Source organism: Xenorhabdus innexi, from assembly GCF_002632485.1.
GTDB lineage: Bacteria > Pseudomonadota > Gammaproteobacteria > Enterobacterales > Enterobacteriaceae > Xenorhabdus > Xenorhabdus innexi.
In genome coordinates this window covers 37,667-53,705 of sequence record NZ_NIBU01000004.1, presented here as the reverse complement: position 1 = coordinate 53,705, position 16,039 = coordinate 37,667, and the positions used below count along the sequence as shown (strand labels likewise).

General features: G+C 43.1%; 15 protein-coding genes, 1 pseudogene and 1 other annotated feature. All 16 genes and pseudogenes read right to left on the bottom strand.

Annotation, left to right across the window (positions count from 1 at the left end; genetic code table 11):
• Positions 1-4: 4 nt before the first annotated feature.
• A complete protein-coding gene (gene arnD, locus Xinn_RS02725; RefSeq protein WP_086953397.1) occupies positions 5-898 on the bottom strand; it encodes a 4-deoxy-4-formamido-L-arabinose-phosphoundecaprenol deformylase in 894 nt (297 codons plus the stop codon).
• A gap of 63 nt (positions 899-961) precedes the next feature.
• Positions 962-2,977, bottom strand: coding sequence for a bifunctional UDP-4-amino-4-deoxy-L-arabinose formyltransferase/UDP-glucuronic acid oxidase ArnA (gene arnA, locus Xinn_RS02720; protein WP_086953398.1), 2,016 nt, complete (start codon positions 2,975-2,977; stop codon positions 962-964).
• The gene (gene arnC, locus Xinn_RS02715; protein WP_086953399.1) at positions 2,974-3,954 is read right to left on the bottom strand and encodes an undecaprenyl-phosphate 4-deoxy-4-formamido-L-arabinose transferase; all 981 of its coding nucleotides are present in this window, start codon (positions 3,952-3,954) and stop codon (positions 2,974-2,976) included. The genes arnA and arnC overlap by 4 nt, the downstream gene beginning before the upstream one ends.
• 5 nt (positions 3,955-3,959) lie before the next feature.
• The gene (arnB, locus tag Xinn_RS02710) at positions 3,960-5,099 is read right to left on the bottom strand and encodes a UDP-4-amino-4-deoxy-L-arabinose aminotransferase (protein WP_086953400.1); all 1,140 of its coding nucleotides are present in this window, start codon (positions 5,097-5,099) and stop codon (positions 3,960-3,962) included.
• Between the two features lie 152 nt (positions 5,100-5,251).
• Positions 5,252-6,061 (bottom strand): vitamin B12 ABC transporter ATP-binding protein BtuD, encoded by an 810-nt coding sequence (btuD, locus tag Xinn_RS02705; RefSeq protein WP_422645994.1) that lies wholly within the window; start codon positions 6,059-6,061, stop codon positions 5,252-5,254.
• A 13-nt stretch (positions 6,062-6,074) separates the two neighbouring features.
• Entirely contained in the window at positions 6,075-7,094 is a 1,020-nt protein-coding gene (btuC, locus tag Xinn_RS02700) for a vitamin B12 ABC transporter permease BtuC (protein WP_086953401.1), read from the bottom strand.
• 65 nt (positions 7,095-7,159) lie between these two features.
• Positions 7,160-7,456, bottom strand: coding sequence for an integration host factor subunit alpha (ihfA, locus tag Xinn_RS02695; protein ID WP_086953402.1), 297 nt, complete (start codon positions 7,454-7,456; stop codon positions 7,160-7,162).
• Between the two features lie 4 nt (positions 7,457-7,460).
• Positions 7,461-9,848, bottom strand: a complete 2,388-nt coding sequence (pheT, locus tag Xinn_RS02690; RefSeq protein ID WP_086953403.1) for a phenylalanine--tRNA ligase subunit beta — start codon at positions 9,846-9,848, stop codon at positions 7,461-7,463.
• Between the two features lie 14 nt (positions 9,849-9,862).
• Positions 9,863-10,846, bottom strand: coding sequence for a phenylalanine--tRNA ligase subunit alpha (gene pheS, locus Xinn_RS02685; RefSeq protein ID WP_086953404.1), 984 nt, complete (start codon positions 10,844-10,846; stop codon positions 9,863-9,865).
• Between the two features lie 85 nt (positions 10,847-10,931).
• Positions 10,932-11,056 (bottom strand) — a sequence feature (Phe leader region).
• A complete protein-coding gene (pheM, locus tag Xinn_RS23380; protein ID WP_198688755.1) occupies positions 11,006-11,050 on the bottom strand; it encodes a pheST operon leader peptide PheM in 45 nt (14 codons plus the stop codon). (Overlaps the previous feature by 45 nt.)
• Before the next feature lie 111 nt (positions 11,057-11,167).
• Positions 11,168-11,524 carry a 50S ribosomal protein L20 gene (gene rplT / locus Xinn_RS02680; RefSeq protein ID WP_010847342.1) on the bottom strand — a complete coding sequence of 119 codons (357 nt, stop codon included), beginning with the start codon at positions 11,522-11,524 and terminating at the stop codon, positions 11,168-11,170.
• Positions 11,525-11,573: 49 nt separating this feature from the next.
• Positions 11,574-11,771, bottom strand: coding sequence for a 50S ribosomal protein L35 (gene rpmI, locus Xinn_RS02675; protein ID WP_006118955.1), 198 nt, complete (start codon positions 11,769-11,771; stop codon positions 11,574-11,576).
• 95 nt (positions 11,772-11,866) lie between these two features.
• A complete protein-coding gene (gene infC / locus Xinn_RS02670) occupies positions 11,867-12,406 on the bottom strand; it encodes a translation initiation factor IF-3 (protein ID WP_086953405.1) in 540 nt (179 codons plus the stop codon).
• 3 nt (positions 12,407-12,409) lie between these two features.
• Positions 12,410-14,338: a threonine--tRNA ligase gene (thrS, locus tag Xinn_RS02665; protein WP_086953406.1), complete on the bottom strand. Its 1,929-nt coding sequence runs from the start codon at positions 14,336-14,338 to the stop codon at positions 12,410-12,412.
• A 327-nt stretch (positions 14,339-14,665) separates the two neighbouring features.
• Positions 14,666-15,304 carry a hypothetical protein gene (locus Xinn_RS02660; RefSeq protein WP_086953407.1) on the bottom strand — a complete coding sequence of 213 codons (639 nt, stop codon included), beginning with the start codon at positions 15,302-15,304 and terminating at the stop codon, positions 14,666-14,668.
• A gap of 157 nt (positions 15,305-15,461) precedes the next feature.
• A pseudogene (locus tag Xinn_RS02655) lies at positions 15,462-15,972 on the bottom strand (cupin domain-containing protein).
• Positions 15,973-16,039 lie beyond the last annotated feature (67 nt).

Sequence of the window (16,039 nt, the reverse complement as noted above, 5' to 3'; positions counted from 1 at the left end):
TTTTTTATACCTCTTGTTGACAACCCAACCAGCCCTCACGACCGGGAAAATCGGAACGAACAATTCTCCCGACAGGCAATGTTTCCGGGTTTTCAGGGAGTAGATGACCTAATTGACAGAACTGAATACCCTGCTGATGGAGCATGTCCAATAGTGTTTCAAACTGTGAAGATTTAGACATACCTTCAACTTCTGCATGAATGGTATAAACAGGAACACCACGAGCGTTTTGAATAGCATCCAGAATAAAATGGTTAAAGCGGGTATCATTGACGTGTGTACCGATAACTTCATCATAAGTTGGCAATGTCACCGGGATTTGAACGGCTCCTAAACTTCCGTCAGGCAACAGCGGCCTGAATGGGTGTATTCCTCGACAATCACTGTTGTAATTAAAACCAAATTGCTGCTTAGCCACCAGCACCCGCTCGTCTGCGCGCCAGCCCGCAACAGCCGAACATGTTACAGCCTGCCCTGTCGCCGTTTCTAATGCATCAACACCGAGCTGTATCTGTTCTGCTAATTCTGATTCAGACCAACGCCCTGCTTTTGCCTGCCAGCTTTGATGATCCCAGGCATGCAGGCCGACTTCATGGCCCTCTTCTATCGTCTGTTTCATCAGATGACCTAAGTCTTTTGCAATTTTCTTTCCCGGCCATGCTGTCCCTGCCAACAAAATATCCGGGCCATAGAGAGAAACAGCGTTTGATCTTAACATTTTCCACAAAAACTTAGGTTTCAGCAGGCGCCACAAGTGACGCCCCATATTGTCCGGGCCAACGCTGAAAAAAAAACTGGCCTGAATATAATGACGCTGTAAAATTTTAAGCAATCGCGGAACACCTTCCTTAGTGCCCCGATAAGTGTCTACGTCAATTCTTAAACCGACTTTTTGCATAATATCTATCCTTCGTCTTTCAAATTGCCTCTTTTTGGCTACGCTCATTCACCATGACACAACTTAAAATCCATCAGGTATATGCTCTGTATGCTTCTTTTTCCTGTTTAATTCCTGCACTGCATCACGCAAAAAGAAATCCAGTGTTTCATCAACCGTCTGTTCCATACCGATCGTGGGTTTCCACCCCAGCAAACGTGCCGCATTTTTAATACTGGGCTTGCGATGTTCAACATCCTGATAACCCTGACCGTAATAGCTGCTGCTTTCGATCTTCTTAAAACCGGCAAAAGGAGGAAAATGCCCACGTAATTCATGCTTTTCAAAACTATTCAGTAATATTTCAGCTAACTGACGGATGCTGGCTTCATTCGTCGGATTACCGATATTGATAATCCTTCCATCACATAAGCCATTTTTGTTTTCAATGATTCTGAATAGCGCGTCAATTCCATCATTAATATCAGTAAAACAGCGTTTTTGTTCTCCACCATCCACTAACTTTATCGGAGAGCCTTCTACCAGATTTAAAATTAACTGGGTAATTGCTCTGGAACTGCCAATACGCGCTGAGTTTAAATTATCCAGACGTGGCCCCATCCAGTTAAACGGACGGAACAGAGTAAATTTCAAACCCTCTTTTTCACCGTATGCCCAGATGACCCGATCGAGTAACTGTTTGGAGACGGAATAAATCCAGCGCTGCTTGTTAATTGGCCCCACAATAAGACGCGAGGTATCTTCATCGAACTCCTTATCATCACACATGCCATAGACTTCTGAAGTTGAAGGAAAAATAATCCGTTTATTGTATTTCACACAATAACGAACAATTTTCAGGTTTTCTTCAAAATCCAATTCAAAAACACGCAGTGGATTACGGGTATATTCGATAGGTGTGGCTATCGCAACCAATGGCAGAATGACATCACATTTTTTGATGTGATATTCGATCCATTCGGTGTGAATGCTGACATCACCTTCAATAAAATGAAAATGAGGGTTACCAATAAAACGCTCAATCGCAGAAGAACCAATATCCATGCCGTAAATATCATAATTGCCGTCATTCAGCAGACGTTCTGTCAGGTGGTTGCCGATAAAACCGTTCACCCCCAGAATCAAAACCCGTTTACGCCGAGGAAACTGTGCAGTGGCTTTCTGCCCGACCTGAACCTCTGTTACTATGCCCATCTCCTGAGCAAGCCGACCACCCTGTACGTAAATGCCTGTTTCACTCTGCCCGGTGACAATTTCCAGAGCTCCCGTTCCACATGCAATAACCAGCGGATCGATGGAAAGCACAGTGCCTGCCTGCTTACCGTGTGTTTTATTCAACGGAGCTGAGCGCCAGATTGTGATTTTTCGCTCACCGAGGAAAGTAAAAGCGCCGGGATATGGTTCTGTCACAGCTCTGACAAGGTTATTGATCTCTTCCGCAGATTTATGCCAGAAAATTTCACCATCCTCTGCGGCTCTGCGGCCAAAGTAGGTAGCCTGACTTTCATCCTGTGGGATTGAGGTGTAATTATCTGCTTTAAGCCGGGGCAGAATATCATCCAGTAATTCAATTGCCGCTTCACGGATTTTCCCATGTACGATCAGTGAGGTATCTGTTTTCTCAATCTGTACGGCCTGCTGTGCAACAATATCTCCGGCATCAGCTTTTACTGACATTTTATGTAATGTCACGCCTGTTTTTGTCTCACCATTTAAAACTGCCCAGTTAACCGGAGCACGGCCTCGATATTTTGGCAGCAAAGAGCCATGCAGATTAAATGCCCCTTTTTTTGCCAATGATAAAATATCCTGGCTGAGCATATTGCGATAATAAAATGAAAAAATGATATCCGGCTGCATTTCACGAATACGTTCAACCCAGAGTGGATGATTCACATTTTCCGGAGCAAATACGGATAAACCTAAATCTGCACCCGCACGAGCCACAGAAGAGAAAAAATTATTTTCATTCGGATCATCCGCATGAGTAAAAATAGCCCGGATATCAAAACCTGCTTTCATTAATGCATTAAGTCCGGTACAACCAATATCATGGTAGGCAAAAATTACTGCTTTCATTCTTTTTCTTCCTGATTATTGTTGGTCTTTTTATCTCCGACCACTTTTTGAATAAAGTAACGTGGGCGGGCACGAACATCGTTATATATGCGACCGATATATTCTCCGAGTAACCCCATTGCGACGAATTGAGCACCAATAAACATGAAAAGAATAGCAAATAGGGTAAAAACACCTTCAGCAGCCCACATGGAGCCAAAAATCAGGCGCAAAGCGATTAACAATACAGCCAGCAGAAAACCCGTCACGGCAATAATGCTTCCCACTACACTCAGTAACCGTAACGGCGCAATCGTCAGGCAGGTCAGCAGGTCATACATCAGGTTTATCAACTTCATAAAACTGTATTTAGAATCACCGAATTCGCGTTCTGCGTGGGTGACATCGATTTCAATCGTTCGGCGGGCGAATGTATTGGCAAGAATAGGAATAAATGTACTGCGTTCATGGCATTGCAACATCGCCCGCACAATATGGCGACGATATGCCCGCAACATACAGCCGTAATCGCCCATAGAACGACCCGTCACTTTCGTTATCATTGCGTTAATCATTTTAGAAGCGGTTTTGCGGAACCATGAATCACGTCGGTTGGCACGGCGTGTTCCCACAACATCATAGCCTTCTTCGGCAACCTCCACTAAACGGGGGATCTCTTCTGGCGGGTTCTGCAAATCGGCATCAAGAGTGATAACAAGATCACCGCTTGCCTGATGGAATCCCGCCATAATTGCAGAGTGTTGCCCGTAATTACGGTTCAGCAAAATTGCAATGACATAACTTTCAGGATCTGCGGCTATTCGGGTTAAAATATCCGCAGAGCTGTCACGGCTGCCATCATCCACCATAATTAATTCGTATTCCTGCTTGAGTTGCTGACAGGCAGAGATAGTCCTTTCTAATAACTGGGGCAGGCTTTCTTCTTCGTTATAAACAGGAATAACAACTGAAACTTTTTTAATTTCTTCAAATCCCACTGTTTTTACTCCGCAATAATTTCCAATACCGCGTTAACAACCCGATCCACATCGTCATTACTCATATCTGGAAAAAGAGGTAATGAACAAAGTGTCGCTGAATTCCATTCAGATTCAGGCAGAGATAAAGTTGGATAACGTTCCCGATAATATTTTTGTGTATGCGCTGCTCTGAAATGTAACCCTGTACCAATATTGCGTTCTTTCAAACGAGTCATGAAAGTGTCACGGTCAATACCACAAAATTTTGGATCAACCCGTACCATGAATAAATGATGAGAATGCTGATGTTCATATTCAGGAACACTCAGCATTTTTAAAGGAGAATCATGGAGAGCGGCTGTATATCGGGACACCAATTCCCGCCGACGGGCATTCATAGATGCCAGTTTACCTAACTGAACAACCGCCATTGCCGCATGAATATCCGACAGGTTGTATTTGAAACCGGGTTCAATAACCTCAGCCTGTGGCTTCCGGCCCTGAACCTGCCGATCAAATGCATCAACAGCCAAACCGTGGAATTTCAGGCTGCGGATCTTCTTCGCAAGTTCATCATTATCAGTCACAAACATGCCACCTTCAGCGCATGTCATGTTTTTGATAGCGTGGAAAGAAAAAATAGCGGTTCCCCGCTCGCCTACCCATTCATTTTTATAACGGGTTCCGACTGCATGAGCCGCATCTTCAATTAAGGGAATGCCTGCCTCTTTGGCAACCTCGCGCAATGCATCGAGATCACAGGGAGCCCCGGCATAGTGGACGGGAATAATCGCTTTAGTTTTTGGAGTAATCGCCTGCCTGACCGTCTCTGCGCTGACCATCAATGTGTCACGATCCACATCGACCATGACCGGTTCAGCACCTGACAGGCAAATCATATTAATGGTGGAGACCCAAGTTAGAGAAGGTGTGATGACTTCATCACCGGAGCCTATTTTCAATGCCAGTAATGCCAGATGCATTCCAGCCGTAGCAGAATACAGGGCAATAGCATGTCTGCAACCAAACATTTGGGCAAAATTCTGTTCTAGCTGCTGGTTTTGTGGCCCTGTGGTAATCCAACCTGAACGTAAAACCTGTTCTACTGCCTCAATTTCTTCACGTCCAATCGATGGACGGGAGAATGGTAAAAAATTGTTCATAATCGCCTTGCGTAGCCTGACTCATTTTATAATTAAAGAGATTCTGACGAACACTTCATAGACAAAATAACTACAAGCAAACAAACTAAGGGCAATCAACAGAAAAAAGAGAGAAAAAACAGTCAACCTAAGTGACTTTCTACCTTTAAAGATTAGAGATGATCTACCCTCCATAATTTATAGCTAGTATTTTGGATATGTCTAATGTTTACTTCAAAAATTCCGGATAAATTTACTTCATTCATCGTATTATGTGGCTCACCCGATAAAAATAACTCACCACGAGCAAGCAACCATACATTGTCAGCCTGTTCATAAGTGTGATTAAGATCATGGCTGCTCATTAAAACTGTCCCACCTGATACACAAAATTGGTTAATTAATTTATCTAAAATAGCTTGCTGTGTAATATCAAGATTATTGGTCGGCTCATCAAGAATCAGCAGCTTACCGGCCGGATTAAGTTCAGGCGATACCTGCAAAAAAGCACCTGCTAACCTCACTCGCTGCCACTCTCCTCCAGATAATTGGCCGATTGTTGAAGTCAGTAAAGCAGTCAGTTTCAGTTGCTGACAAATTTCATGTAATACTTTTTCGCTTTCAGACAAGGAAGCTGACTCAGGACGATACATATCGAGATATTGAAAAACAGGCATTACAGGAGCCGAAACCGATTGAGAGAACCATGCCCGACATTTGGCCAGTTCACTCTGCCGATAATCACATAAATTTTTTCCATTAAGGTAAATAGAGCCATTATAGGGTAGCATCCCGGCAATAGCTGTAAGTAAGGTACTTTTCCCGGAACCATTCAGCCCAACCAAATGAATTTTCTCTCCCGCCTTAACGGAGGCAGATAACGAATTCAGTCTATTGTGGACAGTAATATTATCCAATACTAAAAGCGCTGCCCGGATCATACTTTCTTCCCTATTCTGATTTTTCTGATGATTTTCCAACATTTTCTTAACCTGTTTATATTCTCGATGTTTTTAATAACAACCAGATAAAAACAGGTGCTCCCAAAGTTGCAGTAACAACACCTATCGGTATTTCAGCATGGGATAAAGATAAACGGGAGAATAAATCTGCCAGTAATAAACAACTTCCTCCGGCTAATGTGCAGGCTGGCAATAAAGTTTTATGATCGGTCAACCCTGTTAATCTTAAAATATGGGGGATGACTAATCCGATAAAACTAATCGCCCCGGCAAGAGCTACACTCAAACCAACCAATAACCCTACTGCCGATACGAATAAATTACGCCACTTATGATGTGATATCCCTAATTGCTGTGCCTGTAATTCACCAAGAGAGAGGTAATTAAGTGTTTTTCCGGTTCCACTTAACCAGAGAATCAATGGGCATAGTGCAACCACCAGCCATATCTGGCGCCAGTCAATACCACTGAAACTGCCCATCATCCAATACATCAATTGGCGTAAGTCGAGACTGGTGCTGAAATAAACCATCCATGTCATCACAGCACCGAATACCACTCCGAAAGCAACACCTATTAATAGTAAGCGCGCATTAGTGACTTGATGCCTTTTAGCGAAGCCCAGCAAAATTGCCGTCATAAAAAGAGCACCTAAAACTGCACCAACACTTAATAGCCATAATGGCGCAATGCCATGAAAAATAAGTATCAAAAAAACAACCACGACCCCGGCACCATTGCTGACTCCTAATAATCCGGGTTCAGCTAATGGGTTTTCAAATAACGCCTGCATTACCGCACCTGACACAGCCAGACTTGCACCAACAGTAAATACTGCCAGTGCTCTGGGTAATCTCAACTGCCAAATAAATAACTGGGCAGAATCAGACAACCATTGAGTAGGCCAGAACCATATTTCACCGGCAGACAGCGATAAAATAAATAATATAGTGGATAAAATAAACAGGAGAGCGATCACTCGATAGTCACGTTTTTTCTGACGGGTGATGAGTTCAGAAACAGAATATGTCGGTAAATGATGTTTCGGTAACATGAGAAGTGAAATTATTCAGGATAAAAGGCAAGAAAAAGACCGCATAATTGCGGCCTTTTTAGATTTTATTCTTTTGGTAACGCTTTTTCTACCCGACTCTTCAACTTTTGCCCAGGGCGAAAGGTGACAACCCGGCGAGCAGTAATAGGAATATCCTCACCAGTTTTCGGATTACGACCCGGACGTTGATTTTTATCTCTCAAATCAAAGTTACCAAATCCAGATAACTTAACCTGCTCCCCATTCTCCAAAGAACGACGCACTTCTTCAAAGAACATTTCCACTAGATCTTTAGCGTCACGCTTGCTAATACCCAGTTTTTCAAACAGATTTTCTGACATTTCAGCTTTAGTAAGCGCCATAAGTTCAGTCCCTCAAGGATGCTTGGAATCGCTGTTCTAATGCAGCAACGCATTTGCTAACGGTCGCAGCAATCTCTTCTTCTTCCAGTGTACGCGAGGTATCCTGCAAGATTAAGCTAATAGCAAGGCTTTTATAGCCTTCCGCGACACCTTTACCACAATACACGTCAAATAAGTTTATGCCAACTATATGATTTACGCCAACTTTCTTACATTCAACCAGAATATCTTCTGCGGCTACATTTTCAGGCACAACTATCGCGATATCACGGCGATTGGATGGGAAGCGAGAAACTTCCTTCATTTCAGGAATTATGCGGTCCGCAAGTTTGTTCCACAACAATTCGAATACCACGGTGCGGCCATTCAAGTCAAGTTTGCGTTCCTGCTCCGGATGAACGACCCCGATGTAACCAATGTATTTATTTCCCAGATAAATCCCAGCACTTTGTCCGGGATGCAAGGCAGGATGTTCTTCCGCTTTAAAGGAAACCTCTGATAGTTTACCCGTCAGTTCTAAAACGGATTCTAAATCACCTTTCAAATCGAAGAAGTCAACTGCTTGTTTTTCAATCGACCAATGCTCATCAAAACGATTTCCGGCTATAACACCACCAAGCATCAATTCCTGACGAATACCATATTCTGCACTTTCATCAGGTACAAAACGCAGACCTGATTCAAATAATCGTACTCGATTCTGCTGACGGTTCTGATTATAAGCAACTGTAGTCAGCAGACCGGTCAACAAAGACAAGCGCATTGCTGACATATCGGCCGAAATCGGATTTGGCAGGATTAGCGCTTCCTGTTGCGGATGTAAATGCTGCTGAAGCTTCGGATCGACGAAACTATAGGTAATGGCTTCCTGATAACCTTTGTCCACCAGCATGGTTTTGACGCGCTTAAGGGCTAGATCCGCTTCACGGTGTGAAGTCATAACCAAATCAGCGCGTACCGGTACATCCGGAATATTGTTATAGCCATAAATACGGGCAACTTCTTCAACCAGATCTTCTTCAATCTGCATGTCAAAACGCCAGCTCGGCGCTACAGCTTCCCAGTTACCACTCTGAATCGTTACCTGACAACCCAGACGGGTCAGGATGTCCGTGACTTGTTCATCCACAATATGATGACCAATCAAGCGGTCCAATTTATTACGAGTCAGTGTGATAGTTGCTGGCTTCGGTAAATGAGATTCACTGGTAACATCGATAATCTCACCAGCTTCCCCACCACAGATAGCAAGCAGTAACTGTGTTGCATATTCCATTGCTTTAAATTGCAGCTGTGGGTCAACGCCACGTTCGAAGCGATGAGAGGCATCGGTATGCAAGCCGTAACGACGAGCACGACCAGTAATTGCCAATGGTGCAAAGAAAGCACACTCCAGCAGAATATGCTGAGTTTCTGTACTAACACCAGAATATTCGCCGCCAAAAATCCCTGCCATTGCAAGTGATTGCTTTTCATCAGCAATCACAAGAGTATCAACAGAAAGTTCCACTTCATTACCATCCAACAGGGTTAATTTTTCACCCTGCTCTGCCAGACGGACAACGATAGAACTGTCCAAACGTTCTAAATCGAACGCGTGTAATGGCTGACCCAGCTCAAGCAACACATAGTTGGTGATATCAACAACAGGATCAATAGAACGAACACCACCACGACGCAGTTTTTCGCGCATCCACAATGGTGTTACTGCTTTAACATTGACGTTTTTGATAACACGCCCTAAATAACGCGGACATGCTTCTGGAGCATCAACACGAATAGCAAATGACGCATCTGTAGCCGGTTTAACCGGCTCAATGACCGGCTCATTCATGGTCAGTTTATTGATAACAGCAACATCACGGGCAACTCCCTGAATACTCAGGCAATCTGCACGATTAGGCGTAATGCTGATTTCAATCGCACTATCATCCAATTTCATGTAATCACGTAAATCGGAACCAATCGGCGCATCAGCAGGTAATTCAATGATACCTTCGTGATCACTGCTAATTCCCAGCTCGGAAAGCGAGCACAGCATACCTTCTGATGGCTCACCACGCAATTTGGCAGCTTTAATTTTAAAATCACCCGGTAATACCGCACCAACGGTAGCAACCGCTACACGCAGCCCCTGACGACAATTTGGTGCGCCACAGACGATATCCAACAGACGATCACCGCCAACATTAACTTTTGTGACGCGCAGTTTATCTGCATTCGGATGCTGACCACATTCAACAACTTCACCGACAAAAACACCGTGGAATTGACCCGCTACTTTTTCAACGCCATCAACTTCCAAACCCGCCATAGTGATTTGATCAGACAATTCTTCGCTACTGACGGCAGGATTCGCCCATTCGCGTAACCAGAGTTCACTGAATTTCATGAAATATTCCCGCCTTATTTAAACTGTTTGAGGAAACGCAAATCATTTTCGAAGAAAGCACGTAGATCGGTGACGCCATAACGCAGCATCGTCAAGCGTTCCATTCCCATACCAAAGGCAAAACCAGAATAAACTTCGGGATCGATGCCAACATTACGCAATACGTTCGGATGAACCATGCCACAGCCTAATACTTCCAGCCACTTGCCATTTTTACCCATCACGTCAACCTCTGCGGATGGCTCAGTAAACGGGAAATAAGACGGGCGGAAGCGAACCTGCATATCTTCTTCAAAGAAGTTATTCAAAAAGTCATGCAACGTACCTTTAAGATTGGTGAAGCTGATATTTTTATCAACAATCAACCCTTCTATCTGATGGAACATTGGGGTATGTGTCTGATCATAATCATTCCGGTATACCCGACCCGGCGCAATAATACGGATAGGCGGCTGACCATTTTTCATAGTGCGGATCTGAACACCTGAAGTTTGCGTACGCAGCAGGCGTTTTGCATCAAACCAGAATGTGTCATGATCAGCACGCGCCGGATGATGTGCAGGGATATTCAGCGCGTCAAAGTTATGATAGTCGTCTTCAATTTCCGGGCCTGACTCAACAGAGAAGCCCAACTCACCAAAGAAAGTTTCAATTCGTTCAATCGTACGAGTGACTGGATGTAATCCGCCATTTTCCATACGACGGCCAGGCAATGAAACATCAATTTTTTCTGCTGCCAGACGGGCATTCAGAACATCTGCTTCCAATTTGGCTTTACGTGCATTCAAAGCTTCCTGCACTTCTTGTTTTGCCTGGTTAATAACAGCCCCTGCCGCTGGACGTTCCTCAGCGGACAAGTCACGCAACGATGACATCTGGAGAGTTAAATGGCCTTTTTTTCCCAGGTATTCAACTCGCACCAAATCCAACGCGGCAACATCCTGGGCTTCTTCTACGGCTGCTTTTGCTTTTGCAACCAGCTCAGTAAGATGTGACATCGTTTTCCTCTTCCTTCGGCCAGATGGCCTTTTAGTTGTTATCGACTATGCCCTCAAAGTCTGTTGCTCTTAATGAGGTCATAAAAATAAAAAAGCCTCCAGACCGGAGGCTCAAGCGCTGTTTTTCGTTTCTTTTCTTACGCGCAAAGCCCCCTAATTTCAGGCGCTAAAGTAAAAAAAGAAACGAAAAAAAGCCAATTTCATCATTTTTATTCTCTCCCCTGTATCCTTGTCAACCTGACTATTTATGAGCTGGCTAATAGTAAGCATATTTTGGAAAAAAGTAAAAGAGGGAGCAAAGGCTCCCTCTTTTAACCTGACTTATGCCAGAGCGCCCTTTGCTTTTTCAACCAGAGCAGCAAATGCTACTTTGTCGAATACAGCGATATCAGCCAGAATCTTACGGTCGATTTCAATCGAAGCCTTCTTCAGGCCGTTGATGAAACGGCTGTAAGACATGCCGTTCTGACGTGCAGCAGCGTTAATACGAGCAATCCACAATTGGCGGAATTGACGTTTACGCTGACGGCGGTCACGGTAAGCGTACTGACCAGCTTTGATAACTGCCTGGAAAGCAACACGGTAAACGCGCGAACGGGCACCGTAGTAACCTTTCGCTTGTTTCAAAATTTTCTTGTGACGTGCACGGGCAATAACACCACGTTTTACGCGAGCCATATACTTCTCCTATCGTCTCTGAGTTCTAATCTAAAAAAAATGCTATTGCTTATGCGTATGGCAGACAAGCAACAACCAGGCCCAGATCACCTTTGGAGACCATGCCTTTTGGACGTAAATGACGTTTACGCTTGGTTGATTTTTTAGTCAGAATGTGACGAAGGTTAGCGTGCTTACGCTTGAAACCACCACTGGCAGTTTTCTTGAAGCGTTTAGCTGCGCCGCGTACTGTTTTAATCTTTGGCATTTTAATAATCCACTTCGCATTGTTAATTACAACGAACTAGTAAGGCGAACAGACTCCCCCCAAACTGGTTGGAGCCTGCTACTTGGTTTGCCTGACTATTTCTTCTTAGGAGCGAGCACCATGATCATCTGGCGGCCTTCGATCTTCGATGGGAAGGATTCGACCACTGCCAGTTCACTCAAATCTTCACGAACGCGGTTAAGCATTTCGATACCAATCTGTTGATGCGCCATTTCACGTCCACGGAAACGCAGGGTGATTTTGGCTTTATCGCCATCTTCCAGAAAACGAATCAGGTTGCGTAGTTTGACCTGATAGTCGCCTTCATCTGTACCAGGACGGAATTTAATTTCCTTGACCTGAATAACCTTTTGTTTCTTTTTCTGTTCTTTGACTGACTTACTCTTCTCATAGAGGAACTTGCCGTAATCCATGATACGACAAACCGGCGGTTCGGCATTTGGGCTGATTTCCACCAAATCAACACCAGCTTCCTCAGCTTTTTCAAGAGCTTCTCTCAGATTGACAATACCAATCTGCTCGCCATCTAACCCAGTTAAACGAACTTCAGAGGCGCGAATCTCTTCATTAATGCGATTTGGGCGCGCCGGTTGAATTCTTTTTCCGCCTTTAATACCTTATTCCTCCAATTGACGAAGATTGCGACTGCGTATTTCTGCCAGTAATTTCTCTGAGAAATCGCTGACATCTATGCTACCTAAATCCTTACCGCGGCGGGTACGAACGGAAACTTTTCCTGACTCGACCTCTTTATCACCACAGACAAGCATATAAGGTACACGACGCAGAGTGTGTTCGCGAATTTTAAAGCCAATCTTCTCGTTTCTCAAGTCTGCTTTTGCACGAATGCCTGCGTCTTGAAGTTTTTTAACCAATTCCTGTACATAATCTGACTGACCATCAGTAATATTCATGACAACCACCTGTTGCGGTGCCAGCCATGTCGGGAAAAACCCGGCATATTCTTCTGTCAGGATACCAATGAAGCGTTCAAGGGAACCCAAAACAGCCCGGTGGATCATTACAGGAACTTTACGTTCGTTATTTTCACCGACATACGATGCACTTAAGCGTGCTGGCAATGAAAAATCGAGCTGCACAGTACCACATTGCCACGCTCGATCCAAACAATCATACAAAGTAAATTCAATTTTAGGTCCATAAAATGCACCTTCACCCGGTTGGTACTCAAACTCAATACCATTTGTTTTCAAGGCCTCAGCAAGATCAGCTTCTGCTTCATCCCACTGTTTTTCAGTGCCAATTCTTTTTTCCGGACGAGTCGATAGTTTAACAACAATCTTCTCAAAACCAAATGTACCGTATACATCATAAATCATTTTGATGCAGCTGCTGACTTCCTGAAGAATCTGATCTTCAGTACAGAAAATATGCGCATCATCCTGAGTAAAGCCGCGAACCCGCATCAAACCATGCAGAGCGCCTGAAGGCTCATTACGATGACAGCTACCAAATTCAGCCATACGCAGCGGTAAGTCACGATAGGATTTCAGCCCCTGATTGAAAATCTGGACGTGTCCCGGGCAGTTCATCGGCTTTACGCAGTATTCACGGTTTTCCGATGAGGTGGTAAACATATTTTCTTTATAGTTTTCCCAGTGCCCGGTTTTTTCCCACAGGATGCGATCCATCATGAATGGGCCTTTTACTTCCTGATATTGGTACTCTTTCAGTTTGACACGAACAAACGTTTCCAGTTCACGGAAAATTGTCCAGCCGTCATTATGCCAGAAAGCCATACCCGGCGCTTCTTCCTGCATATGATATAGATCAAGCTGCTTACCAATTTTACGATGGTCACGTTTTGCCGCTTCTTCCAGACGCGATAAATAAGCATTCAGCTGCTTTTTATCTGCCCATGCAGTGCCATAAATACGTTGCAACATTTTGTTGTCACTGTTGCCACGCCAGTATGCACCCGCAACTTTCTGCAATTTGAAATGATGGCAGAAACGCATATTAGGTACATGCGGACCACGGCACATGTCTACGTATTCTTCATGATGATAGAGGCCCGGCTGATCATCACGGCTGATATTCTCATCCAGAATCTGGATTTTATACTCTTCACCACGAGCTGCGAAAGCATCACGAGCTTCCTGCCAGGTTACCCTTTTTTTGATAACATCATAATCTTTCTTGGCAAGCTCCAGCATACGTTTTTCAAGCAGCTCAATATCTTCCTGCGTCAAAGAGCGGTCCAAGTCGATATCGTAATAGAAGCCATTATCAATTATCGGGCCGATTGCCATTTTAGTATCAGGCCATAATTGTTTGATTGCATGACCCAACAAATGCGCACATGAATGGCGGATGATTTCCAGACCTTCGTCATTTTTGCTGGTAATAATGGCAAGTGTGGAATCAGTTTCAATTAATTCACACGCGTCCACCAATTCGCCATTAACACGGCCAGCAATACACGCTTTTGCCAAACCAGTACCGATATCGCGAGCAACATCCATCACAGAAACAGCGTGCTCAAATTGACGTTGACTACCATCAGGAAGAGTAATTACAGGCATTTAAAATCCTTATCTACAGTGGTGACCCACACGAAAGATCACTTGTATGAAATATTTACCTTAAAAAAATTTAATACGTTAATTGCGGGCACTTGCTGCACCATGCAAGTTATGCACACAGTTAAGTACACAAAATGACAAACGACTCATGTACACCGCTTTAACTCGATGAAGAATGTTATCACCCATATCATTCAGCAACAAATAAAAAGAACAACATAGGTATAGTTATTCACTGGGCATAAAATCCTTTTCGTCAAAAAACCGGCATTTCTTCGATTAATTCTTTACTTCCCCGAATTTTCTGCTTTCAGGCATAATTGCACGCTAACTACTCAGTTTATGCTTCGATAACTCTGCATTTATTTTTCTTATTCGCCCCGGTGATACACTTAATGTTAAAAAACAGATCCCCAAGAGTTCCAGAATAATCATCAGAAATATCATGGCTACCGTATTAAGGCTACTGATAACCTGACTATCCACATATAATATTTTAAACGCAATAAAAACCATTAAAGCAAAAATAACTACTGACATTAGTTTTTCGATCCAATAATTGAAAACATAAGAAGCATCAATTTTTATTTTTGCAAAATCCGAATTCACAATGACATATTTTTTTAATCTTTTAATATCGAATATATAACCTGATTCGATACCAAGTTCCGTTAATTTTATAACTAAATGCCTAAGCTCCTTCGATTTAATCTTAGTAACTTTAAGCATAATCTCAGAAGTAATAATCTCTTTAATGTAGGTTTTATCTTCCTGACTCAGATATTCATCATATTTTTCAAGGTAGTCAATATTATTGGTAATCCTCCTGTTTCTAAGAAAATTCAAACTGCTATAGACATTTTTAAGCATGATCCAAATACCACCAAGAAATGCAGTCAAAGCAGATAATACTGATGCGATAGCAGAATAATTTTTTATTGACCAATCAAGAAGATCATTAAGCATACATTCACCACTATAGTTTGAGCAGATAACTATAGTATGAATGTCATACTCAGATTTTCCTCTTTCGTGTTATCTTTTATTGGCAAAATCTACTCTGGTGTCCATGTAAAAAGCCACCTGAATAGCCGGTGGCTCAGAGATAATAACTTATGATCGTTTACTTATTATTATCTGGCTTACCGTTATGCTCACCAAATATCTGCTCAGGAGGAAAATCCCATCCATCATCTCTGGTTTTTTGATGTTCCTGATTTAGCGGATACCAAATTTTATTTTCAGGTTTACTTTTCTCTCCTACAACTAATAATCTGATTTCTGACTCAGTATTATTAATGACTGTATGACAGATCCCCGTACCAGCAGGAAACCCAACGGCATCCCCCGGTTCTAACCGATATAATTCCCCATTAATCCACACATCAGGAGTTCCTTCGAGAACATATACAAACTCTTCTTCATCTTTTTCTGCATGAGGGTATGATGTTCTGCGACCGGGTAAAACCCGTTCATGGTGAATACCCAGTTTCTTCAGACCCAAAGATTCTCCAAGCGCAGAGCCTATAGTAAATATTTCATCACTATCAGTGATATCCGGGGCTTTCTTCTTCTTCGTTCTGTGTCCAGTGCTGAATAAATGCGGGTCTTCTGTTTTCTTTTTTTAGTGACATTAACTCTTCCTATAAATGATTTTTAATCAAAGTAAGTAATTATATTATTTTTCTCTAATCATTAGAT